Source organism: Flavobacterium aquariorum, assembly GCF_003254745.1.
GTDB lineage: Bacteria > Bacteroidota > Bacteroidia > Flavobacteriales > Flavobacteriaceae > Flavobacterium > Flavobacterium aquariorum.
In genome coordinates this window covers 60,757-85,897 of the sequence record NZ_QKXH01000003.1, presented here as the reverse complement: position 1 = coordinate 85,897, position 25,141 = coordinate 60,757, and the positions used below count along the sequence as shown (strand labels likewise).

At 31.7% G+C, this 25,141-nt stretch carries 28 protein-coding genes; 18 read left to right on the top strand and 10 right to left on the bottom strand.

From position 1 onward, the window contains the following. The first annotated feature begins 109 nt into the window (after nucleotides 1–109). Nucleotides 110–1,168, top strand: coding sequence for a WD40/YVTN/BNR-like repeat-containing protein (locus DOS84_RS05705; protein ID WP_111409157.1), 1,059 nt, complete (start codon nucleotides 110–112; stop codon nucleotides 1,166–1,168). 58 nt (nucleotides 1,169–1,226) lie between these two features. Here the strand turns inward: DOS84_RS05705 and DOS84_RS05700 are convergent, their stop codons facing one another. The 4 genes from DOS84_RS05700 to DOS84_RS05685 form a co-directional block, all read right to left on the bottom strand. Continuing rightward, nucleotides 1,227–1,712: a sensor of ECF-type sigma factor gene (locus DOS84_RS05700; RefSeq protein WP_341537925.1), complete on the bottom strand. Its 486-nt coding sequence runs from the start codon at nucleotides 1,710–1,712 to the stop codon at nucleotides 1,227–1,229. Between the two features lie 18 nt (nucleotides 1,713–1,730). Next, entirely contained in the window at nucleotides 1,731–2,159 is a 429-nt protein-coding gene (locus DOS84_RS05695; protein ID WP_111409156.1) for a hypothetical protein, read from the bottom strand. A gap of 26 nt (nucleotides 2,160–2,185) precedes the next feature. Continuing rightward, nucleotides 2,186–2,737 carry an RNA polymerase sigma factor gene (locus DOS84_RS05690; RefSeq protein ID WP_111409155.1) on the bottom strand — a complete coding sequence of 184 codons (552 nt, stop codon included), beginning with the start codon at nucleotides 2,735–2,737 and terminating at the stop codon, nucleotides 2,186–2,188. 63 nt (nucleotides 2,738–2,800) lie between these two features. Then, complete coding sequence (locus tag DOS84_RS05685) at nucleotides 2,801–3,907, bottom strand: SRPBCC family protein (RefSeq protein ID WP_111409154.1); 1,107 nt, start codon at nucleotides 3,905–3,907, stop codon at nucleotides 2,801–2,803. Nucleotides 3,908–4,212: 305 nt separating this feature from the next. On the opposite strand from DOS84_RS05685, the gene DOS84_RS05680 reads away from it, so the two are divergent. Both DOS84_RS05680 and DOS84_RS05670 read left to right on the top strand, forming a co-directional pair. Further along, entirely contained in the window at nucleotides 4,213–6,249 is a 2,037-nt protein-coding gene (locus tag DOS84_RS05680) for a dipeptidyl-peptidase 3 family protein (RefSeq protein ID WP_111409153.1), read from the top strand. A gap of 399 nt (nucleotides 6,250–6,648) precedes the next feature. Continuing rightward, a complete protein-coding gene (locus tag DOS84_RS05670) occupies nucleotides 6,649–7,029 on the top strand; it encodes a pyrophosphohydrolase domain-containing protein (RefSeq protein WP_111409151.1) in 381 nt (126 codons plus the stop codon). A gap of 108 nt (nucleotides 7,030–7,137) precedes the next feature. Here the strand turns inward: DOS84_RS05670 and DOS84_RS05665 are convergent, their stop codons facing one another. Continuing rightward, the gene (locus DOS84_RS05665) at nucleotides 7,138–8,205 is read right to left on the bottom strand and encodes a branched-chain amino acid aminotransferase (protein WP_111409150.1); all 1,068 of its coding nucleotides are present in this window, start codon (nucleotides 8,203–8,205) and stop codon (nucleotides 7,138–7,140) included. Between the two features lie 309 nt (nucleotides 8,206–8,514). Between DOS84_RS05665 and mnmC2 the strand changes: the two genes are divergently transcribed. The 3 genes from mnmC2 (at nucleotide 8,515) to DOS84_RS05650 (ending at nucleotide 9,931) form a co-directional block, all read left to right on the top strand. After that, nucleotides 8,515–9,174, top strand: coding sequence for a tRNA (5-methylaminomethyl-2-thiouridine)(34)-methyltransferase MnmC2 (gene mnmC2, locus DOS84_RS05660; RefSeq protein ID WP_111409480.1), 660 nt, complete (start codon nucleotides 8,515–8,517; stop codon nucleotides 9,172–9,174). A 151-nt stretch (nucleotides 9,175–9,325) separates the two neighbouring features. Beyond that, entirely contained in the window at nucleotides 9,326–9,523 is a 198-nt protein-coding gene (locus DOS84_RS05655; RefSeq protein ID WP_111409149.1) for a hypothetical protein, read from the top strand. A 216-nt stretch (nucleotides 9,524–9,739) separates the two neighbouring features. Then, the gene (locus DOS84_RS05650) at nucleotides 9,740–9,931 is read left to right on the top strand and encodes a hypothetical protein (protein WP_111409148.1); all 192 of its coding nucleotides are present in this window, start codon (nucleotides 9,740–9,742) and stop codon (nucleotides 9,929–9,931) included. A 49-nt stretch (nucleotides 9,932–9,980) separates the two neighbouring features. Here the strand turns inward: DOS84_RS05650 and DOS84_RS05645 are convergent, their stop codons facing one another. Continuing rightward, nucleotides 9,981–10,922 (bottom strand): hydrogen peroxide-inducible genes activator, encoded by a 942-nt coding sequence (locus DOS84_RS05645; RefSeq protein ID WP_111409147.1) that lies wholly within the window; start codon nucleotides 10,920–10,922, stop codon nucleotides 9,981–9,983. A 185-nt stretch (nucleotides 10,923–11,107) separates the two neighbouring features. On the opposite strand from DOS84_RS05645, the gene DOS84_RS05640 reads away from it, so the two are divergent. The 4 genes from DOS84_RS05640 to can all read left to right on the top strand — a co-directional run bounded on the left by DOS84_RS05640 (nucleotide 11,108) and on the right by can (nucleotide 14,741). Further along, complete coding sequence (locus DOS84_RS05640; RefSeq protein ID WP_111409146.1) at nucleotides 11,108–11,587, top strand: Dps family protein; 480 nt, start codon at nucleotides 11,108–11,110, stop codon at nucleotides 11,585–11,587. Nucleotides 11,588–11,715: 128 nt separating this feature from the next. Continuing rightward, nucleotides 11,716–12,012 carry a hypothetical protein gene (locus tag DOS84_RS05635; protein ID WP_111409145.1) on the top strand — a complete coding sequence of 99 codons (297 nt, stop codon included), beginning with the start codon at nucleotides 11,716–11,718 and terminating at the stop codon, nucleotides 12,010–12,012. Between the two features lie 342 nt (nucleotides 12,013–12,354). Continuing rightward, on the top strand, nucleotides 12,355–14,010 hold the full coding sequence (locus DOS84_RS05630; RefSeq protein ID WP_111409144.1) for a SulP family inorganic anion transporter: 1,656 nt from the start codon (nucleotides 12,355–12,357) through the stop codon (nucleotides 14,008–14,010). An 89-nt stretch (nucleotides 14,011–14,099) separates the two neighbouring features. After that, nucleotides 14,100–14,741, top strand: coding sequence for a carbonate dehydratase (can, locus tag DOS84_RS05625; protein ID WP_111409143.1), 642 nt, complete (start codon nucleotides 14,100–14,102; stop codon nucleotides 14,739–14,741). Between the two features lie 69 nt (nucleotides 14,742–14,810). Here can and DOS84_RS05620 read toward each other — a convergent pair whose 3' ends face one another. From DOS84_RS05620 to DOS84_RS05605, 4 genes are all read right to left on the bottom strand, one after another. Then, nucleotides 14,811–16,013: an LETM1-related biofilm-associated protein gene (locus DOS84_RS05620; protein WP_111409142.1), complete on the bottom strand. Its 1,203-nt coding sequence runs from the start codon at nucleotides 16,011–16,013 to the stop codon at nucleotides 14,811–14,813. Between the two features lie 213 nt (nucleotides 16,014–16,226). Then, on the bottom strand, nucleotides 16,227–16,796 hold the full coding sequence (locus tag DOS84_RS05615; RefSeq protein WP_111409479.1) for a YdeI/OmpD-associated family protein: 570 nt from the start codon (nucleotides 16,794–16,796) through the stop codon (nucleotides 16,227–16,229). Between the two features lie 8 nt (nucleotides 16,797–16,804). Then, nucleotides 16,805–17,332 (bottom strand): superoxide dismutase family protein, encoded by a 528-nt coding sequence (locus DOS84_RS05610; RefSeq protein ID WP_111409141.1) that lies wholly within the window; start codon nucleotides 17,330–17,332, stop codon nucleotides 16,805–16,807. A gap of 74 nt (nucleotides 17,333–17,406) precedes the next feature. After that, nucleotides 17,407–17,931: a hypothetical protein gene (locus tag DOS84_RS05605; RefSeq protein WP_111409140.1), complete on the bottom strand. Its 525-nt coding sequence runs from the start codon at nucleotides 17,929–17,931 to the stop codon at nucleotides 17,407–17,409. A 122-nt stretch (nucleotides 17,932–18,053) separates the two neighbouring features. Between DOS84_RS05605 and DOS84_RS05600 the strand changes: the two genes are divergently transcribed. From DOS84_RS05600 to DOS84_RS05565, 8 genes are all read left to right on the top strand, one after another. Continuing rightward, nucleotides 18,054–18,485 (top strand): META domain-containing protein, encoded by a 432-nt coding sequence (locus DOS84_RS05600; protein WP_111409478.1) that lies wholly within the window; start codon nucleotides 18,054–18,056, stop codon nucleotides 18,483–18,485. A 41-nt stretch (nucleotides 18,486–18,526) separates the two neighbouring features. Next, on the top strand, nucleotides 18,527–19,036 hold the full coding sequence (locus DOS84_RS05595) for a DUF4251 domain-containing protein (RefSeq protein WP_111409139.1): 510 nt from the start codon (nucleotides 18,527–18,529) through the stop codon (nucleotides 19,034–19,036). Between the two features lie 141 nt (nucleotides 19,037–19,177). After that, nucleotides 19,178–19,558, top strand: coding sequence for a hypothetical protein (locus DOS84_RS05590; RefSeq protein ID WP_111409138.1), 381 nt, complete (start codon nucleotides 19,178–19,180; stop codon nucleotides 19,556–19,558). Nucleotides 19,559–19,666: 108 nt separating this feature from the next. Beyond that, complete coding sequence (locus DOS84_RS05585) at nucleotides 19,667–20,935, top strand: BamA/TamA family outer membrane protein (protein WP_111409137.1); 1,269 nt, start codon at nucleotides 19,667–19,669, stop codon at nucleotides 20,933–20,935. Nucleotides 20,936–21,051: 116 nt separating this feature from the next. Next, nucleotides 21,052–21,534: a hypothetical protein gene (locus DOS84_RS05580; protein WP_111409136.1), complete on the top strand. Its 483-nt coding sequence runs from the start codon at nucleotides 21,052–21,054 to the stop codon at nucleotides 21,532–21,534. A gap of 227 nt (nucleotides 21,535–21,761) precedes the next feature. Beyond that, nucleotides 21,762–22,520 carry a hypothetical protein gene (locus DOS84_RS05575; protein WP_111409135.1) on the top strand — a complete coding sequence of 253 codons (759 nt, stop codon included), beginning with the start codon at nucleotides 21,762–21,764 and terminating at the stop codon, nucleotides 22,518–22,520. A gap of 141 nt (nucleotides 22,521–22,661) precedes the next feature. Beyond that, a complete protein-coding gene (locus DOS84_RS05570) occupies nucleotides 22,662–23,582 on the top strand; it encodes a transporter (protein ID WP_111409134.1) in 921 nt (306 codons plus the stop codon). Nucleotides 23,583–23,799: 217 nt separating this feature from the next. Next, complete coding sequence (locus DOS84_RS05565) at nucleotides 23,800–25,137, top strand: TolC family protein (protein ID WP_165830399.1); 1,338 nt, start codon at nucleotides 23,800–23,802, stop codon at nucleotides 25,135–25,137. Nucleotides 25,138–25,141 lie beyond the last annotated feature (4 nt).

Below are 25,141 nucleotides of genomic sequence, written 5' to 3'. Positions count from 1 at the left end.
AATAGGTTAATTGTTTGTGTTAGATTATATACAACAATTGTGCCAGAAATAAGTATTATGTTTAATATATCTAGGATAAAATTATATATTTGAAAAAAATAAAGAAGATATGTTAAGAATAATTACTGTAACTGTGCTGTTTTTTAGCGGTTTGTGTTTTGTGGAAGCTCAGAATAAAAATAAAATAAAACAAACTAATTTTAGTTCGATTCAAATCGATACACTTTTTCAAGATAAAATTAGTATCAGAGCTATTGTATTTGATCGTGATAAGATTTGGTATGCGGGAGATAAAAATAGAATTGGTTTTTATGATTTAAAATCCAATATAAAAAATGAAAACGCCATAGTAGAAGATACTTTGAAAATTGAATTTAGAAGCATTGCCAAAACTTCTAATTATATATATGTACTGAGTGTAGCGAATCCTGGATTGTTGTACCAAATCACCAAAGATGGAAAAAGGACCAAATTAGTTTATCAAGAAAAAAATAAAAAGGTTTTTTACGATAGTATGCAGTTTTGGAATGATAAAGAAGGAATTGCAATTGGAGATCCTATAACAGATTGTCTTTCTATAATTAGAACACATGATGGAGGAAATACTTGGAATAAACTACCAGATAATAAACTTCCAAAAGTTTTTGAAGGTGAAGCTCATTTTGCTGCAAGCAATACCAATATAATTATAAAAGGAAATGATACATGGATTGTTTCTGGCGGAAAGAAAGCTAGAGTTTTTTATTCTCCGGATAAAGGAAATTCTTGGAGCGTTTATGAAACGCCTATTATTCAAGGAAAGCAAATGACTGGAATTTTTACAGCCGATTTTTATGATTCTAAGAACGGGTTTGTATCGGGTGGGAATTATGAGTTGTTGAATCAAAATTCTGAGAATAAAGCGGTAACGAATGACGGCGGAAAAACTTGGAAACTTATTGCGAATAATGAAGCTTTTGGATATGCCTCCTGTGTTCAATATGTGCCTAACAGTAAAGGTAAAGGAATAGTTGTTGTTGGAGCTTCGGGATTATACTATTCGTCAGATGAAGGTATAAATTGGGTGCAATTTAGTAAAGATCCAAGTTTATATACTATTCGATTTGTTGATGAAACCACAGCAATTGCAGCTGGCCGTAATAAAATGATTCGAATCCGTTTTAAATAGACAATTCCCGTTTTATAATTGATTTTATAAAACGGGAATTGTTTTGAATTAATAGAAACTATTTTTTTAAGCCTTTGTCTTTGTATTGTTGAAGTAGTTTTCTGTTGAAATCTTCTTCAGCTTTTTTTAGCTTTATTATTTTTACCGAAGGGAGAATTTCTTTTAGGTTTATTATAAATTTCTTTCTGAGATTGAACAAGTCTTCTTCGCTGTCTTCGATTTGATTTAAAAGTGTAGCAGCATCTTTTTCAGATAATTTATCAAGTTCATTGTCTTGCATTCTTTTAAAATAACCTTTCATCTTTTGATGCCTCAATTCAAATTGTTTGTCATCGAAGGTGTTGTAGATAGGCCAAAATTTTTCAGCTTCACTTGGAGTAAGGTCCAATTCACTGGTCAAAAAAGCTACTTTCATTGCTTTGATTTGCTCTCTTTTTTCCTTAAATCTTTCGCCTTGAGCGTAAAAATTAAAGGATAAGAATAAAAATAGTATAGGATACAGTTTTTTTAAGTCCATGGTTTTTATTTTTTTTAATATATTCATTTTTGTAGAATTTTGAGTTTAATTTTCAATAACTAGATTTTCGATATTGGGATTGGTAACTAAAATATCTTCAAGTGTTTCGGATTCTAATTCTTTTGTCTTTGAAATAATAGTACTGTTTTTAGGTTCAATTTCACTAATTAATTCGTCTTGATTCAGATTGGTTTCTTCGGCTAAATAATTTTCTAAAGTAACCGTATCTACTTCTTTAGTTTTTGTATTTATTTGATACGCTATAGGAATCATTACGGCAAGTACAAAAACTGCGGCAATAGCCATAAGAACGGTTTTTCTTTTTCTGAAAATAGACACTACTTTAGTTTCTTTTGCAACTGGCTCTTCTGATAGTTTTTGAAGCAAGTTTGCCGAAAAATTTTCAAAATAGTTGTCTGGAGTTTTAAATCCTGAATCTTTTTTTGGTCCGTTTTCTAATTTAAATGTTTTCATAATTGTGTATTTGACTACGTACTAACTTAAAGGTTTAATTGGAGAGTTACGTAAGCTTCTATTTTTTTTACAGCATGATGATAAGATGCTTTTAATGCGCCTACCGATGTTCCTAGTATTTCTGAGATTTCTTCGTATTTTAAATCTTCAAAATATTTCATTTTAAAAACTAATTGTTGCTTTTCTGGTAATACCGCAATTGCTTTTTGTAATTTGATTTGAATTTTGTCACCTTCAAAATAAACGTCTGCTTTCAAATTATCAATCGCCTTGTTTTGTAATTCAACTGATGAAATACCGCTTTTTCTTGCTTTTTGATTTAAAAAAGTCAGAGATTCATTGGTGGCAATGCGATACATCCAAGAAAAAAGTTTGCTTTCACCCTTAAAATTCTTCAAATTTTGAAATACTTTAATAAAGGTATTTTGCAGAACATCATCCGCATCATCATGACTCAAAACAATATTCCGAATATGGTTATACAGCGGTTTTTGATAGTCGTGCAGGAGTTCTTGAAACGCTAGGTCTTGCGTTTGCGGGTTCAATAGACGAGCAATGAATTCCTTTTCTACCTGCAATTTGTCCTGTTTTAAACTTAGATGCGAATGAATGGAAAAGGTTTAATCTGAATAGAAAAAAAATTAAAATTCGGATTGCACTTCATTTTTAATTGTAGTTGGAACTATTCTAGTACTATCTTTCACAACTTTTCTGTACGGTGGTGGTATAACTTTAGGTTTTATTGGGAAATACATATCCGTTAACCATTTTGAAGGACTTAGACTTTCATTTTTGCCGATCGTAAATATCTCCAAATGAGAAAAGTTGGAACCTATAAGGATGTGTTTGTCAGTAGTGTATTTAATTGTTTTTTCTAACGCTTTGTTTTTATAAGTATAATTGCCAGTTAAACTGGTTTTTAATGCTTCAAAAGCATCCAGTTTTCCAGCTAAGATTTCACTTCCTTCACTAGTGAAAATCTGTTCTTTTATCGGGATGCAAAAGGAAACTTTGGTTAAATTATTAATTGTATCGTATGTGTGATAGATAATAAAAGGTTTTCCGTTCAAGGGTAAATTATTTTGTTTGCAAAAAGTAAGAATCTTTGGAAATACAACATTTGCATTTCGTGTAATGTCGGATATTTTGCTTGTGAAGGATTCTCTTAAATAAAAAGTCTCCAGTTTTTTTACTATTCCATTTATTTTCACACTAAAAGTAGTGTTTTCAAAATCAAGAGTCTTATCAAGATTTGCTAAACATTTATCATAAACTTTGGATAGTTTATTTTGAGTACCCCCGCCAAAAAAAGAATTTACTTTCAGCATAAAATCCATTTTCCCAACGGATTTCCATGTTACCTTAGTTCCTCCTATCGTGTCTTTAAAACTCCAAAACACATCAGACGATGTACCATTATATTCCATTTTTTGAACAATACTGTCGTTTCCTTTTGTGTATAAAGTTTGAATATTACCACTATCATTAATGCCTTCCCAAGTTAACGTGCTTCCCTTGCCTGCAGTTGTAGGGGAATAGGATAATTTTATATCCTTATCTGATGCAATCCATGAACTGAATTTTTGCCAGTTTTTATAATCATTTACATAGCCAAAAACTGTTGCTTTTGGAGAATTAATTACTTTACTGCTCTTTACTGTAAAATTTCCTTTTTGTGTTGCAATATATATGGTAAGTGCCACAAAGCTTAGTAAAAGTAAAAGAAAAAGGTATTTAATAATTCTCATGATGGGGATTGATTGTTTTCTGTTGTAAAGTTAGAAATTTAATTAATTATAGTGTAATAACAAGAGATAAAATGTTAAAGTGTTTTGAACGACTTGTATTTTCTTATGTTTGGACAAAGACTAAAATGGAACGAATTTTTAAGGTGTAAAATGTACGCGTAAATTCTATGTTTTTAATTCATTTATATTTTGGAGTTGATAAATATGTAAATTTTGAATTATTCAAGGCTTTATTTTTATTATTTATTTAAAGAATCAGTATATTTGGTGTGTATTTATTTGTTTAACTTCTAAAAGAAATATAAATGAAATTAGTTAAAATAGTAGGTCTTTTCATGGTTTTTGCAATTTCTATTGTAAGTAATGCACAAGGCGATAAAAATGCATCAGCAAAATCTACTCAAAAAGAATCTTCCGATTTCTTCGTAGAACAGTTTTCGGACATAAAAGTTTTACGTTATCAAATTCCAGGATGGGAAAATCTTACTCTAAAAGAGCAGGAATTGGTTTATTATCTAACGCAAGCCGGAAATTGTGGTCGTGATATAATGTGGGATCAGCATTATAAATACAACTTGGCGATCCGAAAAGCATTGGAGAATATTTATCAAAATTATAAAGGTGATAAAAATGTAACCGATTGGAAAAATTTTGAAGTTTATTTGAAAAGAGTTTGGTTCTCAAATGGTATTCACCATCACTATTCAACTGAAAAAATCAAACCAGATTTTTCAATAGTCTATTTCAATACATTGTTGAAAGCTACCAAAACGACTTTGTCTCCTAAAATAGTTGCCATTTTATTTAATGACGTTGATTCGAAAAGAGTAAATCTTGATGCTTCAAAAGGGTTATTAGAAGGGTCAGCAATCAATTTTTATGAGAAAGGAATCACTCAAAAAGAAGTGGAAGCTTTTTATGCTGCGAAAAAAAGTCCAGATCCAAAGAAACCGTATTCTTTTGGTTTGAATTCTAAGTTGGTTCGAAATGCGAATGGTCAATTAGAAGAGAAAGTTTGGAAAAGTGGCGGGATGTATGGACCGGCGATCGATAAAATTATTTATTGGTTGGGCAAAGCACAAAAAGTTGCCGAAAATAAAAAGCAAGGCGATGCAATTGGTTTGTTAATTCAATATTACAAAACAGGAGATCTTAAAACTTGGGATGACTATAATATTGCATGGTTGCAGGCGACAGAAGGGAATATTGATTATATCAACAGTTTTATAGAAGTTTATAATGATCCACTAGGATATAGAGGTTCTTATGAAGGGATTGTTCAAATTAAGGATTTTGATATGTCTAAAAAAATGGAAGTAGTATCGAAAAACGCTCAATGGTTTGAAGATAATTCTCCATTGGCGCCAGAGCACAAAAAGAAAAATGTAGTTGGTGTTTCATATAAAACGGTTGTGGTTGCAGGAGAATCAGGGGATTCATCGCCAAGTACACCAATCGGGGTGAATTTACCAAATGCGGATTGGATTCGTGCAGATTATGGTTCCAAATCGGTATCACTTGGAAATATTATTGATGCCTATTCCAAAGCGGCAGGGAAAGGGAGATTACAAGAGTTTGCCAATGATGCCGAAGAAATTAGGTTAGCTGAAAAATATGGTGAGCTAGGAAGTAAATTGCATACTTCTTTGCATGAAGTGGTAGGACATGCATCAGGTCAAATCAATCCTGGTGTTGGAACTCCAAAGGAAACATTGAAAAACTATTCTTCCACATTAGAAGAAGGAAGGGCTGATTTAGTTGGATTGTACTATTTATACAGCCCAAAAATTCAGGAAATTGGTTTAGTTGATAATTGGAAAGAATTGGGGATGCAGTGTTATGATAGTTATATCCGAAATGGATTAATGATGCAATTGGTTCGCTTGGAATTGGGAGCCAATATTGAAGAAGCTCATATGAGAAACCGTCAGTGGGTGAGTGCCTGGGTTTATGAAAAGGGTAAAAAAGACAATGTAATTGAAAGAATTAATCGTGACGGAAAAACCTATTTTAATATTACCGATTACGATAAACTGCACGATTTATTTGGTCAATTATTAAAAGAAGTACAGCGGATTAAATCGGAAGGTGATTTTGAAGCCGGAAAGGCATTAGTGGAAAATTATGGTGTGAAAGTAGATCAAAAATTACACGCTGAAGTATTGGAACGCAATAAACAATTTCCTGATGCGCCTTACAGTGGTTTTGTAAACCCTGTTTTGGTTCCTAAGTTAAATGCCAAAAAAGAAATCATTTCAATTGCAATTGAGCAACCAAAAACATTTGCAGAACAAATGTTGAGCTATTCTAAAATTTATGGTTTCTTACCATTAGAAAATTAAAAAGTATAACGCTATAAGACGAAAAACGCCCGCAGTGATGTGGGCGTTTTTTAATTTAGCGAAAGTACTAAATTTTAGTTTGAAATCTTAGAACCTAAGCGTCTTAGAACCTTAGCATCTCTTTTAAAATTAATGCTTAAAGTAAATCTTTATAACAAATAATAGACCAATAAATATCAAAAATCCAATTAGGATTTTATAATTTCCTTTGTAAAAAACTTTATGTAGGTTGGCGTCTTTTCGGTAAGCAAATACCATTGCTATGACAAATGCGATAAAAAAACAGAGAGCAAATAGTAGTTGGCCTTGACTGAACATGTTTGAATATTTTTCTGCAAATTTAGCTAATAGTTTAGAAATAGTTGTTAATTTTCCATTTCAAATCAATAATTAAAAAGGATGCAAAAACAAATCAACGCTGTTAAGGAATTTCATACGGCATTTAGAATAGGACATAGCGAAACGCCAATTGCCAGTTTAGGCGAAGCCAAAAACATACTTCGTTACAATTTGATGAAAGAAGAGAATGAAGAATATCTTGAAGCAACACAAAATAATGATTTGGTCGAAATTGCAGATGCTCTTGGAGATATGATGTACATCCTTTGTGGTACGATTATCGAACATGGGTTGCAATATAAAATTGAAGAAGTATTTGATGAAATCCAACGTTCTAATATGAGTAAATTAGGCGAAGACGGAAATCCTATTTATCGAGAAGACGGAAAAGTAATGAAAGGTCCTAATTATTTCAAACCCGATTTTTCCAAGCTTATTTAAATAGAGGAACTACTTCAATATATTAAAAAAACAAAAAGCGATTTTCAATTTGAAAACCGCTTTTTTTTTATAACTTCAATCTGCAATCTTGATTCTGCAGTCTAAAATTTATACCTTAACTGTCCACCCAAAAGTATCTTCAGTTAATTTGTTTTGAAGGTTTGTTAGTTTTTCTTTCAATAAAGAAGCGTATGAGTTTTCAATTTTTGGCAACTCATAATAAACGTCTTTGTATGAGTAACCAGCAATTGGGTTTACAACTGCAGCGGTACCAGCACCAAAAATCTCTTTTAAAGTTCCATTTTTAGAAGCTTCCACAAGTTCAGAAACTAATACAGGGCGAACCTCTACTGAGATTCCTTCTTTTTTGGCCATGTCGATAAGGCTTTTTCTGGTAATACCATCTAAAATACGCTCGCTTACTGGAGCAGTCAATAAAGTGTCGTTTATTCTAAAAAACACGTTCATTGTGCCCGCTTCTTCAAGTTTGGTATGTGTAGCGTCATCAGTCCAGATTACTTGTTGGAATCCTTGTTTGTTAGCCAAAGTAGTTGGATAGAATTGGGCAGCGTAGTTACCGGCCGCTTTGGCAGCACCAATACCTCCGTTGGCAGCTCTACTGTAATGTTCTGCAATTAATACTTTTACTTCACCAGAATAATAAGCTTTTGCTGGCGACAATAAAATCATAAATTTATAATCTTCAGATGGATTGGCAACTACACCAGTTCCAGTGGCAATCATGAAAGGTCTGATGTACATCGTGCTTCCATTTCCTTTTTTTACCCAAGCTTCATCTAATTTTAGTAATTGTTTCAATCCTTCCATGAAAATAAATTCAGGAACTTCCGGCATAGCCATTCTTACAGCTGATGCATTGAAACGTTTGTAGTTTTCGTCTGGTCTAAAAAGCCAAATATCATTATTCTCATCTTTATAAGCCTTCATGCCTTCAAAAATGGCCTGACCATAATGAAACACTTTTGCAGATGGATCAAGTAAGAAAGGGGCGTATGGTTTAATAACTGGTTGTTGCCATTCTCCATTGATGTAATCACATTCAAATAAATGATCTGTAAATACGGATCCAAAGCTTAAATTGTCAAAATCCACTTCGTTTATTTTTGAAGTAGCTGCTTTTATTATTTCTATTTTGTTGGCTTGAGTGGTACTCATAATTGTTGCTTAATATGTTTAAAAAAATAGTTATTTAGTTAATAAATGACTGCGGTAAAAAAAGTTTTTCTATTACTGTTGATATTGATTGCAAAATTAAATAAAAATCGGATAAATACTTGTCAAAATAGCATTAATTATGGTGTTTAACTGTGATTTAATTATTGTATAATTTTAATTAAGAATTGAAGTAAAATTATATGGATTATATAAAAAATATGGTTTTTAGATAGTGATAAGAAATTCTTTTATTTAATTTTGAACACATTATAGTATCTCAATATGCTATATCACCTCAAAAAACACATTTTGGAAAGAGAAATTATACATACTCAGGATGGTTCCACAACGATTCATATAAAAGAATGGAAAGAATGTTACCATTCTAAACATGGTGCAATACAGGAAGCTAAGCATGTTTTTATAAAAAATGGATTGGCATTGTTTCCAAATCAAAGTATCTCAATTCTTGAAATCGGTTTTGGTACAGGTTTAAATACTTTTATAACCTATTTGGAAGCCCAGGAATTACGTCAAACTATTAATTATGTTGGGGTAGAAGCCTACCCGATTTCTGAACATGAAATTCAATCCATGAATTATTTGGAAGAATTGGATGCTTTGGAGTCAAAAGTTATTTTTGATAAAATACATTCAACAAATTGGGAAGAAAAAAATGATTTGTCAGAAAATTTTTCTTTGACAAAAAGGAAACAATTTTTTGAAGATATTGATGATATAGAAAAATTTGATTTGATTTATTTTGATGCTTTTGGTTATCGTGTTCAACCGGAATTATGGAGTACCTCAATATTTGAAAAAATGTACAAAGCGCTAAAACCAGATTCTGTATTAGTGACTTATGCGGCTAGGGGCGTTGTGAAGAGGAGTATGATTGAAGTAGGATTCACTGTTGAGAAATTAGCGGGACCACCTGGTAAAAGAGAAATGTTTAGAGCCAGAAAGTAAATTTTTGGTTGAACATAGATTTATAAAGACATGTTACGAAAACGATATAATTTTTACATTTCTATGTTAAAAAAAATAATCGTATAGGAAAAAAATGTACATTTACATCACGTTAAAATCAAGATCTAACCCCAAAAAATCTTAATTTATTATGTCTAAAGTAATGTTTGATTATACAAAATCTGTGCTAGAAAGAGTGAGTTTTGACCCTGTACTTTTTTGTAAAGAATTAGAAAAAGCAATAAGAACACTTTTACCTTTCGAACTGGATCAATTAAGAGAGTGGCTGTTTAGCTTCACAATTGAAAAACCAGAATTGAAACAGTGTTTAATAATTGTTAATCCATAAATAAAAGGAACCAAGAAATTGGTTCCTTTTATGTTTTTTACAAGTTTTGTAATTAGGTTTGAAATTGCACATTGTAGTCAATTGGCTTCGAATTATGTATTAAGTACGTAATTTGTCGATGATATTTGTTTTTGATGGATTCTTTTGTTTGTGAGATTAAATTATTTGAATACTTTTGTACCTGTTTACTAACAGAATATTTAAACCTTTTTTGTTATGTCTAGAATGATTTATGATTATACAAAAATGGTGCTCGAGAGAGTAAGTTTTGATCCAGCGCTTTTTGAAAAAGAGTTAAAAAAAGCATTAAGGAGTTTATTGCCTTATGAAATTGAACATTTAAGAAATTGGTTGTTGTTCTTTACGGATGAAAAGCCAGAACTGAAAAGATGCTTAATTTATATATAAGGTTATTAGAAATAAAAAAGGAACCAATTTGGTTCCTTTTTTATAAGAATTATTTTTTCGGAAGAGGACTAACGATTTGGACGTTTTGAAAGACAATTGCGCCTTTCACAACTCCTGCAATTGTGCTTCTTAAAGCATCGATGATTTGAATCTTCAATTCACTTTTCGGGTAAATTAAGCTCACTTCACGGGCTGGTTTAGGTTCTTTAAAATGTCTGAGTTTTAATTTGTCTGATTCTTTTAAATCTAAGGTGTGTAAATAAGGGAGCAAAGTGGTTCCCAATCCCTCATCGGCCAGTTTTATTAATGTCTCAAAACTTCCACTTTCAATTTGGAAAGATTTTAACCCTGACTCATTTCTATTTTTGCATAAATTCAAAATACCATCCCTAAAACAATGACCGTCTTGTAGTAATAGTATATCATTGATGTTAAGGTCGTCTACTTCGATTGCTTCTTTTTGAAAAATGGCGTTGTTCTCAGGGATATAAGCGACAAAAGGCTCAAAGTATAGTACTATTTCTTTAATTTTTTCGTCTTCCAGTGGTGTTGCAGCAATTGCAGCATCAAGATTACCGTTTTTTAATTTTGTAATTATTTCGTCGGTATTCAATTCCTCAATAATCAATTTTACTTTTGGATATTTCTTGATAAAATTGTTTAAAAACATTGGAAGCAACGTAGGCATAATTGTTGGGATAATACCGAGTCTAAATTCACCACCGATAAAACCTTTTTGTTGTTCCACTATATCTTGTATGCGATCAGCTTCATTAACAATATTTTTGGCTTGGTTTACAATTTTTTGACCAATATCAGTTAGTTGAATTGGTTTTTTGGTACGGTCAAAAATTTGTATACTTAGCTCATCTTCTATTTTTTGAATTTGCATACTCAACGTTGGTTGAGTGACAAAACATTTTTCAGCAGCCAGAGTGAAATTTTTGTGTTCGGCTACAGCCAAAACATATTTGAGTTGTGTGATTGTCATTAGATAGTATATTTTTATGCAAATATAAAAACAATCAATTTAACTTATAGTTATTTTTTTAGTTTAATAGATATTTTTGATAAGAAATAAAATGATGCACTGTATTGTTGTAACTTTAAGGTTACATAGTACTAAATAATTGGTTCCAAATATAAGTTGGAACATTAATAAATAAAATAGAAAGCATGAAACTAAATACAATTGGATTGCCAGTAGAAGAGTCAGAGTTTATAATAGTTGAATTGAACGTACTTTTGTCGAGTTATCAAATCTATTATCAAAGTTTAAGAGGTTTACATTGGAATATTAGAGGGAGACGGTTCTTTGATTTGCATCTAAAATTTGAAGAGTTGTACAATGATTCCCAGCTTAAAATTGATTTAATTGCCGAAAGGGTTTTAACATTGGGTGGAAGACCGTTACATACTTTTGAAGATTACATTAAATTCAATCAATTACCGGTTGGAAAGAATATTTCGAATGACGTGGCTGGTATTGAATTAATAGTGAATTCACTCTCTCAATTGTTAAAAATTGAAAGAGAAATTCTAAGCAAGGCCTCAGAAATAAATGATGAAGGAACGAATTCGATGATGAGTGATTTTATTGTAGAACAAGAAAAAACCATTTGGATGATGAACGCCTGGTTGGAAGAAAGTTTATAAACCAAGCGGATTTTATGGATAGCCTAATTAATATGTTGTATTTCTTAGGCTTTTTTTTCGTGTTAAAAATAAATTAATTTTATAGAACTCATTTTTTAATTCAATTTCTATCCTCTACTTTTGCCGACATGAAAGTTTTTGCAAGTATCGTATTATTGTTTTTCGTTTTATTTCTGGCAGGGCCTACAATTGTGGCTTGCTTGGAAAAAGACAAAGATGGCACGAGCCTATGTGAAGACAGTAATACCCGTTCTTCGTCTATTGAAGAAATAAAACATGATATAAAATATTATACGTTTAATCCTTTTTTAGAAATGTCATTTTTGGATGTTGAAAAAGACTCTCGTCTAATAATTTTTGAAAATTTATCCAAGCATGATTTAATTAGTGCTTCCATATTTATCCCTCCTCCAAATCTGGTTTAGTTTTTTTACCAAATTTCATTATCGATTGATAGTTTTAGTAGTTAATAGAGCAAATTTTTAATTTGTTGATTAATTATTGATATAATCATCAAATTGCTTTGATTTTAATCAAAATATTGAAAGTGAGTATATTACTCGGTTTCTTTCTTGTTTGTTGGATAAATCTATTTTTGGTTTTCCAAACTAATTGATTTGTTTTTTTGCAAAAGCTAATTTTGTTTTAATGATAATGGTATTCTTTTTTCAGATATATCGATGTTTAGACATTGATTATCTTCCTACCACTGCAATACTGTATTGTAGTAAAAAAATGAATTTAAACTTTTATAATAAATTTATATTATGTCAAAAAAAACTAATCTATTTACTCATTTTAAATCAGATTTTGCTTCTGGTTTGGTTGTCTTTTTAGTTGCGCTACCACTTTGTTTAGGAATTGCAATGGCTTCTGGAGCACCTTTGTTCTCCGGGATTATTTCTGGAATTATTGGAGGGATTGTAGTCGGATATCTGAGTCAGTCACAAATAAGTGTTTCAGGACCGGCTGCGGGTCTAACCGCAATTATATTAACCGCAATCACAGATTTGGGGGCTTTTGATGTCTTTTTAACAGCTGTTTTTATTGCAGGATTAATTCAATTGGGATTGGGTTTTCTAAAAGCAGGAAGTATTTCTAATTATTTTCCGACCAATGTGATTGAAGGAATGTTAGCCGGTATCGGTGTTATTATTATCATGAAACAATTACCTCATGCTTTTGGATACGATGCCGATTTTGAAGGTGATGAAGCTTTCTTGCAGGTAAGCGACAATAATACTTTTTCAGCTCTGTTTGATGTTATTAATCATCTGCAATTAGGAGCAATATTGATTACCTTAATTTCAATAACGATTTTAATTATGTGGGATAAGGTTCCTGCTTTAAAGAAATTAAAATTGGTTCCAGGTGCATTGGTTGCAGTGATCATTGGCGTTTTATTGAATGAGTTTTTTATTGCTTCAGGAAGTTCTTTGGCTATCGGGAAAGAGCATTTAGTTTCGTTACCAATTCCAACAAGCGTAGAAGAATTTAAAGCAATTATTGTCACACCTAATTTTGCCGGAATAATGAATCCAAAAGTTTGGGTTGTAGGTTTGACTATTGCGATTGTGGCTTCTATTGAAACCTTATTGTGTATTGAAGCTTCTGATAGAATGGATGTTCACAAACGTTTTACAAATACCAATGTTGAATTAAAAGCACAAGGAATAGGGAATATAGTAAGTTCGCTTTTGGGTGGACTGCCTATGACATCTGTCGTGGTTCGTTCTTCTGCAAACAATGCAGCAGGTGCCAAATCAAAATTATCAGCGATAATTCATGGAGTTTTGTTATTGGTGTCTGTACTTACAATTCCTTTTCTTTTGAATAAAATACCTTTGGCAACATTGGCTGCAGTTTTGATTTTGGTTGGTTACAAATTAGCGAAACCAGCAACATTCAAGCATTTTTGGCACTATGGGAAATATCAATTTTTGCCATTTATAGCTACTTTTTTAGGTGTTGTATTCACAGATTTATTGAAAGGAGTTGCTTTAGGAATTGCAATTAGTATTGTATTTATTTTAAGGGGAAATCTTAAAAGAGCCTATAGTTTTAGAAAAGAGGAGTACGTTGACGGAGATGTTATTAATATTGATTTGGCTCAAGAAGTTTCATTTTTGAATAAAGCGGCCATCAAATTAACATTGGCAAATATCCCAGAGAACAGTAAAGTTGTTATTAATGCCCACGATACTGTTTATATAGCTCACGATATTTTGGATTTAATCCATGAATTTAAATCAACTAGAGCTGTCGATGAAAATATAAAGGTGAAACTGAAAGGGTTCAAAAAAGAGTACGCATTAGAGAATAGTGCAGAAACTCAAAACCATGTAAGCATTGAGCATCATTATGATTTTGTAAAAAGAGAAGTCGTGGAAAAGAAGGTTGTAAAAGAAGAGTTTCCAGAATAATTTGTGATTTTAAAAGTATTAAGACTTTTATACTTTTCTTTGTATTATATTTAATTTAAAAAAATAACAGACTAATAAAAAAAACTAAAATGAGTGATTTCTATAAAAAAATAATAGATAATAATAAAAAATGGGTAGAAGATCAATTAGAATTAGACCCAGAATATTTTAAAGATTTAGCTTTGGGGCAAACACCACCATTATTATGGATTGGTTGCTCGGATAGCCGTGTTCCTGCGAATGAAATTATAGGAGCCAAACCAGGAGAGGTGTTTGTTCATAGAAACATTGCCAACATGGTTATTCATTCGGATATGAATATGTTGAGTGTACTTGATTATGCCGTAAATGTGCTGAAAGTAAAACATGTTATTGTTTGTGGTCATTATGGTTGCGGTGGAGTAAAAGCCGCAATGGGTAACGACTCAATAGGTATCATTGATAACTGGATTCGTCACATAAAAGATGTATATCGTTTACATGATAAATATTTAAATTCTATACTAAATGAGGATGAACGTTTTAATGCTTTTGTAGAAATCAATGTAAAAGAACAGGTATTTGACTTGGCTAAAACATCCATTATACAATCTGCTTGGAAGAATGGCACGGAAGTAACTATTCACGGATGGGTTTACGGTCTAAATTCAGGTTTTGTTACTGATTTGGGAGTTAACTTTAGTTCAGATAAAGATTTGGATGAAGTATATCAATTGAATTTCAAAGGCTAATAGTATATTCCAATATAACTAACCGTGGTTACAAAAAAAGGCTGTCTAATTTAAGACAGCCTTTTATATTTAATCCTCATGATCTAAATTTTCATTGAAGGACGAAGGCAATAGTGTGGGAATAAATTTAATCAAAATCGGAAGTAATAAACTGCCTCCTGGAAGTAAGAATATGGTCAGTGATGGAACAGTTTTACAAATATCCAATAATTGTTTTTTAACCTTTTTCTTTTCTTTTTCGTCCAAATCTCTATGTGTAGAATGTGCCAAAAGCAGCATCAATTCTTTGCTTTCCAGTATCTCTTTTATTAATCTCGATTTATTACGCGAAATCAAAGTAATGACACTTTTAGTGGTTTGATCGTAAAAATGTTTTACCGGATTTGAATAATTAAAATAGGGAATATCTTTTTTGTGCTTGGCAATAAATCCATCGGTGCTGATAATGCTTTTTGAGACAAAATCATCTTCGATTTGTAAGGTTTCAGCCAGTGTGTGCAGAAAGTAGGCTTCATTATTTTCAATAACTCCATCACTCCATAATGCCATTCCCGCTATATCAATCAGATATTTTTTTTCCAATTCGGCATTGAAATAGTCCAACTCTAAATTCTCTAATGTTATATTTCCTTTCTTGGAAAACTTACTGTATCGAATGGAGGCCTCAAATAATTTGATTAATAAATCATCGTATTGAGATTTATTGGTTTTTATTTTTAATGCCAGAGTTACAATATTGACAATCGTTTCTTCAATTTTTATAAGATATTTTTCAGGAATTTTACCATGAATCAAATATTGACGAAAAGCCAAAACATCAATAAAGAGAAGCGCATTGGTAACTAAATGCGAAAAATTTTTATTGATTATGTTTTCATTCGTTTGTACGCGTTGGTCAATTATGTTTTCCAACGTTAGAGCGGTATTGTTTTTTGGTAGTATTTTTTTAAATAAACTAAAGCCTTCCGGATGCATTTGTTTATAAAAAGCATTAGCTTGTTCAACAAATTCAGATGAATCTTTATCTTTATTAGTTAATGTATAAATGCCATATAAAGCATTTAGTAAGGCTATTTTGGAAATTTCTTCTTTGAACCAACCTTTAGCTTTTATTTCAAAAGGAGTGTCAAATGAAATGATGTGACCGTAGATGAAACCAGTATTTCTTAATTTTTGATAAAAACTATCTTCCGTTTCAGATACAGTGTATTCTGATAACTTTAGCTTTGTAAAGAATTTATCTATCCAACCAGATGCCGAAGGGTTAATCATTGCTTAATTTTGATTCTGCAAAGCTATGTTTTTTTATGAATCAATGTGTACTTCTTCGATTTATAAAATTAGCACATTCGAAATTTTTGTGAAATTTTTACTTATGGAAAATTAAGATTCAGTAATTCAAATTTTTCTTAGACCTATATTATGGTCTGATGGCTTGTGATTTTTTTTTGGGATTTACAGATAAAAGGGAAGTGATTAGTAAAATTAGTCCCTCGATTTTTTATTTTGTTGGCAAAGCTCAATTATAGAGGCAATTCTACTGTTTCTGGTTTCGGCTCTTTTGGCATGATTGAGCCAATACAGATAGCTTTTTCTATAGGATGGGCTAAAGTTTTTATAGTTTTCAAAAGCCACATGATTTTGTTCGAATGCTTCTGCTAAATCCTCTGGAATTATTAAATCTTCAACAGCGTCTAAAGAAGTCCATGAACCGTTTTGTTTGGCCATCTCAATTTTGGCCAAGCCACTTTCGTGCATCAGATTATCGGCTGTGAGTTTTTCGATGTAAGTTTTGTTGAGTTTACTCCAAACGCTTTTATTTTTTCGGGGAGAAAAAATTTGTTTGCGGCTGTGTTCATCTATATTTTTCACGGTTGAATCAATCCAACCATAACAAATGGCTACTTGAACCGCTTCTTCCCAACGCATGCTCTCAAAAGGACTATTTACTTTATAGAAAATTAAATACACACCAGTTGACAAATAATGATTGTTATGCAACCATTCTCGCCAATCTGATGCGTTTTTGAAATAAAGATGTTCCTTTTCTTTCAAGATATTTTTTATTTTATTATCGCTGAACAAGCTACTCTTGCACCCGCATTTCCTGTTGGTTGGGTTACAAAATCATCGGCACCCTGATGAACGATAAGACCTTTACCAATGATGTCTTTCGTAGCATCGCCACATCCAATACACCATTCATCTGTTGTCAAAGTAATCGTTCCGTTTCCTTTTTCATCAGCGGTAAAATTACCGATATCTCCTTTATGGTATTCTCCTTCTCCCCATTTCCCATGTTTTTTGAAGGTAGGATTCCAGTGTCCTCCTGCTGAACTTCCGTCAGCGGCAGAACAATCTGATTTTTCATGAATATGAATGGCATGGATTCCGGGTTGCAATCCAGCAATTTTGGCAACAAAAGTCACTTTACCATTTTTCTCTGTGAAAGTGGCTGTACCTGTTACTTTACTATTACTTTTTGATTCAAAAGTAAGGTTTAGTTTTTTGGAGTCACTAGATTTGCTATTGGTCTTACAGCCAATGATTACAGCGATAATTAGGGCAGCGGAAAAGATTATTTTTTTCATGATTTTAAAAAATTATAATTGGATTATAAAATTACGTATAAAAAAGCGTATTAAAATTAATTGTTTCTTAAAATCTATTTTGACTTTTCTCCGACAAAATGGTTGGTTGGTGATTTAAATAATATATTGAAAGAAGTTAGACTGCCATAAATTCGGGTAATGTATTGCTGCAATTCTATCTTTTCTATTTCTTCAATCTTGCTGCTGTTTATCTTTTGTTCCATTACGCGCAAACGATCACGAACCATTATGATTTTATGGAAAAAAGTGTCAATTGGAATTTCTTTGGACGCCAATCCTGCCTGACCCGGTTCCAAAATAATTTTTCCACCTTTCCATTTGTCTCCTATTGGTACAATTTCGGAAACATCCGACCATTTTTTTAAAAGATCCCGTAAACTCTGTTCCACTTCCGAAAAACTTACAGTATCAACTTCGTCGACGGTAGCTTCGATGACTTTGAATTCATCGTTCAAAGGGATAGTTTCTAACCCATTTTCTATAAACGTTACCCAATACTCTTTAGAAGAAACATTGGTTATTACTCCTTTTCCATATTCTGGGTGTTCAATTCGGGAACCTATTCCTAGTAGTGTCATGGTGTTTTTTCTTTTTCACGAAAATAATGATACCTTTTTTAAAAAGCAAATTTGAATCGGAAACCTCTTTTTCTTATTAATTTTTCTTATTTTTACATAACATGATTTTTAAATTATTGAACATGAGGAAAATAGCGCTATTAATAGTATTTGTTTGCTTTTGTTTTGTTTCATGCACGACATCAAAGCCAGCTGTAAAAACGACATCACTTGAAGGAACGTGGGAATTGAAATATATAACAGGACCCAAAATCGCTTTTGACGGTTTGTTCCCCAACAAAAAGCCAACAATTGCATTTGATTTGAAACAAAATAGAATTAAAGGTGATAATAGTTGCAATCAGTATTTTGGAGCTTTGCTTATGGATGGTGCTAAAATTAATTTTAAAGATGCCAAAATTGTCACGACTATGATGGCTTGTGAAGGTAATGGGGATTCAGTTTATATGGATACCCTGAATAAAATAGAATCATACACGATTACAGATGATGGGAAAACCTTAAACTTTTTGTTAGGGAATGTCGTGATGATGCGTTTTACCCATCAAGAATAATTTTTATATGTTCTTCGTTTTATCATAAAAACAAAAAACTCATGAAAACAGTAGTATTATCTTTTTTTCTTTCTTTTTCAATGCTAATAGGTTTTGCACAGGAAAAAACAAAACAGCAAATAAAAGAGGAAAAAAAACTGGCAAAACAAAAAGAAGTGGAAGCTCTTATAGATTCCAAAGAGTATGAATTTAAGGGTGTAATGGCCTATCCGCAAGGTGGAAGAAGCATTGATTTGACTACAAACCCAAATTTTTTGAGATTCAAAAAGGATTCAATTCATAGTGAAATGCCTTATTTTGGGAGAGCATATAGTGGAGTGGCTTATGGCGGTGGTAACGGTGGTTTGTATTTTAAAGGCCCTATAAAAGATTATTCGGTAACAAAAGGGAAGAAGAATTATATAATAAAAGCCGAAGTTAGAGATAATTCAGATAATTATTCTGTTACTTTAACTGTCTATTTTGAAGGAGGAGCTTCTTTAACTATTGGTTCAAATAATCGTGATTCAATTAATTATAGAGGAAGTATTGAGAAACTAAAAGCGAAATAGTCTTAATTTTTTAAGAAGTATTTGTCCAAATAACATCTTCTTTTTTAGAGATTTTAGGAACAAAGACTGTTTAAGAAGTAAAACGAATATATTTAAGTATGTCGTGAAATTATTTGTTATTTAATGAGATAAAAAAAAATAATGAGGTTTTTTTTAAAAATCACTGCTTTATTTGAATTAATTACAGGACTTGGATTAATATTTATTCCAAAATTAATTCTCTTTCTTTTATTGGGAACTACTCTCGTTGGGGCAGGTGGTAATATTACTGCTATGATAGCTGGAGCTGCTTTATTATCAATAGCATATGTTTGTTGGTTAACCCGAGATAGTTTGGTTGCAAACTTAATAATTAAGACTTTGCTATTTTATAATTTGGTGATAGTAGCTATACTATTATTTGGCGTTATAAATTTTAAACTTAATGGACTTGGATTGTGGTTCGTAGTTGTCTTACATACTGCACTTTCAGTTTGGGGTCTGCTTTTATTGCTCAATGAAAGGGAATTAAACAAGTTTTAATTTTTTAGTTGTTCTAATGCTCGAAATGTTTAAAGGAAGCAAATTAGTTTATTAAAAATAAGTTGTAATCTATATGATTTTTTGTCTTTGAAAAATAAAAACCAAAAAATGATTAATTCTTTAAAAAAAAAGTATTTGTTGACTAACTATTTATGGTTATTGTTTTTTGTATTTATTCAAAAGGGCATGATGGCTCAAGTGTCATCGAATTTGAATGATTCTTGCCCACCCAAAACGGTTTTTGAATTGTTTAAAAAGAAAGACTCCATTCTGATTGTAAAACCTATTAAAAATAGTTTTTTACTTGTGATTCCTATAATCGGGGTACAGCCGGCAACTGGGTTTAGTTACGGGGCGACAGGACAATATACTTTCAAAGGTAAAGGGATTTCAGATAAATATTCTTCGGCCAATCTTGGGGTGACTTTTACGACCCAAAAACAATTATTGGTTAATGTCAAAAATAATATTCTGCTAAAAAACAACAGGATTTATCTTAGGGGTGATTACCGACTATACATTTTTACCCAACCCAACTATGGTCTGGGAACCAATATTATTCCAACAAACAGGGAAGATCCTGATTTTGATATTGAATCGATCAAAGAACCGATGGATTATAACTATTTTAAGTTTCATCAAACCGCTTCATGGGAAATAAAAAAAGATTTTTATTTAGGTGGAGGAGTTGAAATTGATTGGTATTCGTCAATAATTGATAAGAACCTTGATGTTGCAAACGGAAAATTCACTAATCATTATAATTATAGTGCTCTAAATGGATTCAATGAAAATGAATATTTTGTAAATGGGTTAAGCTTTAATTTTATTTACGATTCTAGGGATAACCAGATTAATACGCGAAAAGGCTGGTTCGCAAATGTCGATTATAGGTTTAATGGAGATTTATTTAATGATCAAAAGGCAAGTAATGTGCTTTATACTGAGTTTAGGTATTTTATTCCAATGGATCCAAAAAGAGAGCAATTTGTGTTAGGTTTTTGGGCCTATGGCCAATTTGTTACTAAAGGAACCGTTCCTTATCTAAATTTGCCTGCTATAGGTTGGGATCAGCGCAGTCGAAGCGGGGAGGGCTATACCCAAGGTCTTTTTCGTGGAAATAATTTAGCTTATCTTCAGGTCGAATTAAGGTTTCCCATAACCTGCAATCAGCTTCTTAGTGGGACTGTATTTACAAATTTCACATCAGCGAGTAATAAGTATGATCACATTGGACTTTTTGAGTATGTTCAGCCTGCTTACGGGTTTGGTTTACGACTTCTGATAGATAAAGCTACTCGTACCAATCTTGTTTTTGATTATGCAGTAGGAAATCATTCCAATGGATTTTATCTCAATGCAGGAGAAACTTTTTAACCACTTTGTTGTTGATAAATAGTGGTTTATGGTGAATTTGTTTTTTGTATTTAATGAAATTTTAGTAAGAAATTATTATATTTGAGAGTAATTAACTAAATTTAAAACACACAAACATGAAAAAATTATTTTTATTATTTGCAGTAGCATTCTCAGGTACAACATTTGCTCAATCTACCTTAAAAGATGACATCGACGTTGTACAATCTGTTTATGGAAAATCCAAATCAGAATTAGTAAGTCAGTATATGGCTTTGTCTGGTACTCAAGCTACAGATTTTGCAAAGATCTATGATGCTTATGAAATAGAAAGAAAAAAACTTGGAGAAGAAAAAATCCACTTAATTAATCAGTATGCTACAGATTATGCTAATTTGACTGATGATAAAGCAGATGCTATAGCTAAAGGGGCTTTGAAAAATAATATTGCTTATGATAAGTTATACAGTTCTTATTATGAAAAAGTAAAAAAAGCAATAGGAGCAACAAATGCAACTAAATTTATTCAACTTGAAATTTATTTGCAAACTGAGATTCGTAGTAGTTTACAAAATGCTATACCTTTTGTAGGTGAATTGGAAATGTCAAAAGTGAAATAGGTATTTTATTCAAAAACGTGAGCATAATCATAGTGTTATGCTCTTTTTTTGTAACTTTAAGTGAATTTTTTGAGGTTAGTGAAAATTAACCCAATAATATCTTTAATTACCTTCAATTACAAGTTGTTTTATCGTATAAAGTGTTAATTTTTGTTTCTTTTTTTAAAAAAGAAATGTTAAATTTGTTAATGTACTTCCTTAGTTTTACGTAATTTAAAAAATAAATCATGAAAAATTTAACTACTCCATTTGGTACTGTCTTCTTTTTTGTATTTGCAATATTTTTGCCTTCGACGAATGCCTTTTCGCAATCTGGTTCAAGGGATTTTAAGAATTCAGTAAAGTTTAACGTGTCCAATACGTTGCTTTATGATAACTCATTACAGTTTTCGTATGAAAGAATGATTAAAGAAAATCAAAGTTTGAATGTTTTTGTTGGATATCAGGAGTTTCCATTGATAACGGTTGATATTGCTGATGTTAATTTTGATAAAAGTAGCGATAGAAAAGGGTATTCATTTGGTGCAGATTATCGATTTTATTTGGGAAGTGTCAATAAACATAAAGGCCCAAGAGGGGTTTATTTGGCTCCGTTTCTAAGTTTTTTTCAATTTAATACAGACAGAAATATGTATTATACCAATCCAGACACAGGAGTTACCAGTAGTTCTAATCTTTCTTCAAAATTTAATTTAACCAATATTGGAGGTGAGTTAGGGTATCAATTTGTTTTATGGGATAGATTCGTCATAGACTGTGTATTGTTTGGTCCCTCAATAACCAGATATAAATTCAATACAAAATTGGACAATAATATTTCAGGACTTGATGATAATGAAGTGTACCAAAAAATTATCGAAGCAATAAAAGATAGATTCCCCGGAGTTGAAGGAATTACAGGCGATGAAGGGATAGAAAAAAAAGGTGTGCAATCCATCACTGCCGTAGGTTTTAGATATAATATCAGTATAGGATATAGATTTTAATACATCAACTATAAATAGAAACCTCAAATGTTTTTGAGGTTTTTTTTTTCATTCTGTTTTTTATCAGGCCTTAGAAATGATGAGCGTTAAAGTTGAAAATCTAAATTTTGGCAATGTTTAAATTTTACATAAAATCCAAATATGGTTTTGCGAAACTCAATATATAGCATAAAAAATAAATTTTTATCATTTACTGTTTTTTTAATATACAATTGCTCAATTGCTCAGGATTTAGATCCAAGAGCTTATGCTAATTTGCCGATTGGAGTAAATGCTATAGTTGGCACTTACGGATATATGAAAGGTGATGTAGTTTCTGAGCCTACTTTACCAATTGAAGATTTTGTGATTTCAAGTAATAATTTTGGTGTGGGTTATATGCGCACATTTGGTTTGGCCGATAAATTAGCCAGGATTCAAGTAGCAATTCCCTATGTAATTATGGATGGAAAAGCCACCGTAAGCGGGCAAAAAATCACAGGAAACCGAACTGGTTTTGGTGATATGCGAATTCGTTTTGGGATTAATTTATTGGGTTCTCCTGCATTAGCCCCAAAAGATTTTGCTCAATATCAGCAAAAGACAATTTTTGGCGTAAGCTTGGTAACTTCGGTTCCTACAGGTATTTATTATCCGGATAAAAGAATAAATATTGGAACCAACCGCTGGGGATTTAAACCTGAAGTGGGGATTTCCAAACGATTTAAACATGTTTATGCTGAATTGTATTCTGGAATTTGGTTTTACACTAACAATGATGAATTTCTGGTTGATAAGGATTTACAGCAAGAGCCTGTACTTTCTTTTCAAGGTCATGCTTGTTATTTCTTTAAAAATCAAATGTGGGTCGGGATAAATGTAAACTGGTTCAGCGGAGGAAAAACAGTAGTTGATGATTTACCTGCAGGGAGTGTGATTAATAGTTCAAGAATAGGCGCAACTTGGTCAATACCTTTGTCAAGAAGTCAATCTGTTAAATTACAAGCTAATACTGGTGTGTTTAAAGATATTGGTTTGAATTATGATTCTATTAGCCTTGGTTATCAATATGTTTTCTTTTAGATCTAAAATTATACTTCATTTTAATATATCATAATTATTTATTGATTTGCAATTTGTTTTTTTATGATTTTATTTTTTACAATGTAAATTATTGTTATAAAAATGTTAAAAAGATTATATTTGTTTACTTAATGGACTGATCTTTAAGATTAGAATCAATGATGAGATATGTTAATTGGAATTTGCCTGTTGAATTTTTTAACTAAATATGGAGTTAATGGATTATACTGTTTTAAAATGGCCTAAGCTTAACTTTGTTATTCTAATAGTAGCTTGTTTTTTTTATGAAGTCGGATTTTCCCAAAATGATGACGGAGCGCGAATCATAAAACTGGATGAAGCTATACAGTTGGGTATCCAGAACAATAATCAGCTTAAAATTGCCAACTCGGATGTCAATATTGCAAATGAAAATTTGGACCAGTCCAAAATAGCCAAAGCACCTGTTTTTGGCATGAAAATGGCTTATAATTATATTGGAAATCCCAAAATATTTGAAGGATTTTATGAAAAAAATATCACCGTTGATTATTTTAACCAACAAGCTTCTGCCAATGTTTTTGCGTCCATGCCTTTGTATTATGGAGGGGTGATCAACAATCAGATTGATAAGCAAAAACTAATGGTGAGTATGCAGGAATCGGTCGCCAAGATGACAGAAACCGAAGTTAAGCAAACCATAACTACACAGTTTTTTACTCTAGAAAAATTATACAAACAAATTGAGGTAACCAAACAAAACATTGTCAATACAGACTTACGAATCAAACAATTGGAATCTAGGGTTTCTAATGGTCAAAATCTTAAAAGTGATTTGTTAAGGACCGAATTGCAAAAATCGAATTTTGAAGTGGCAGTGTTCCGTAGTTCCAATTCAATCGAATTAATCAGCAATTATTTGGATATATTGACTGGGCTTCCTACTAATACCAAATTAAAACCGGTATTGGACGGTATTTTAATTCCTAAAAAAGAAGTGAGTTTGGAGGAGAGTTTGTCTGAAGCCTACCAAAACCGTTATGAAATCAAAAGATCGGAAATCAACGTTAAAATAGCCGAATCATCCTTGGATATAACCAAGAGCGGTTTTAAACCTTATATCAGCGCCAACTTGCTTTTCAATACACAATATCCGGCTCAATGGCCGGACTATTCAGACAACATTCTCAATTACTGGGCAGCTGGCTTGTCTCTCAGTTGGGAAATTTCCAGTTTTTATAATATAAAGCACAGGGCTAATGCCGATAAATTACAAATAGATAAAAGTAACATTGCCCTTGATGCAACCAAAGATGTAATCAATCAGGATGTAAAGGCAGCTTATGTTCGATTTACGGAAAGCGTGAGGAATATTATAACTTTTAAGAAAGATGTTGATTTGGCACTGAGCAATTACAAAATTGTAAAAAGCCGCTATGATAATGATTTTGCATTAATCAGTGATATAGTTGACGCCGAATTGCAGTTGAATGAAGCGAAAATTTCTCTGAATAATGCCAATATTGATGCGATTATTCAATATTATTCCCTGCAGTATGCAATGGGTAAACTTTAATTTT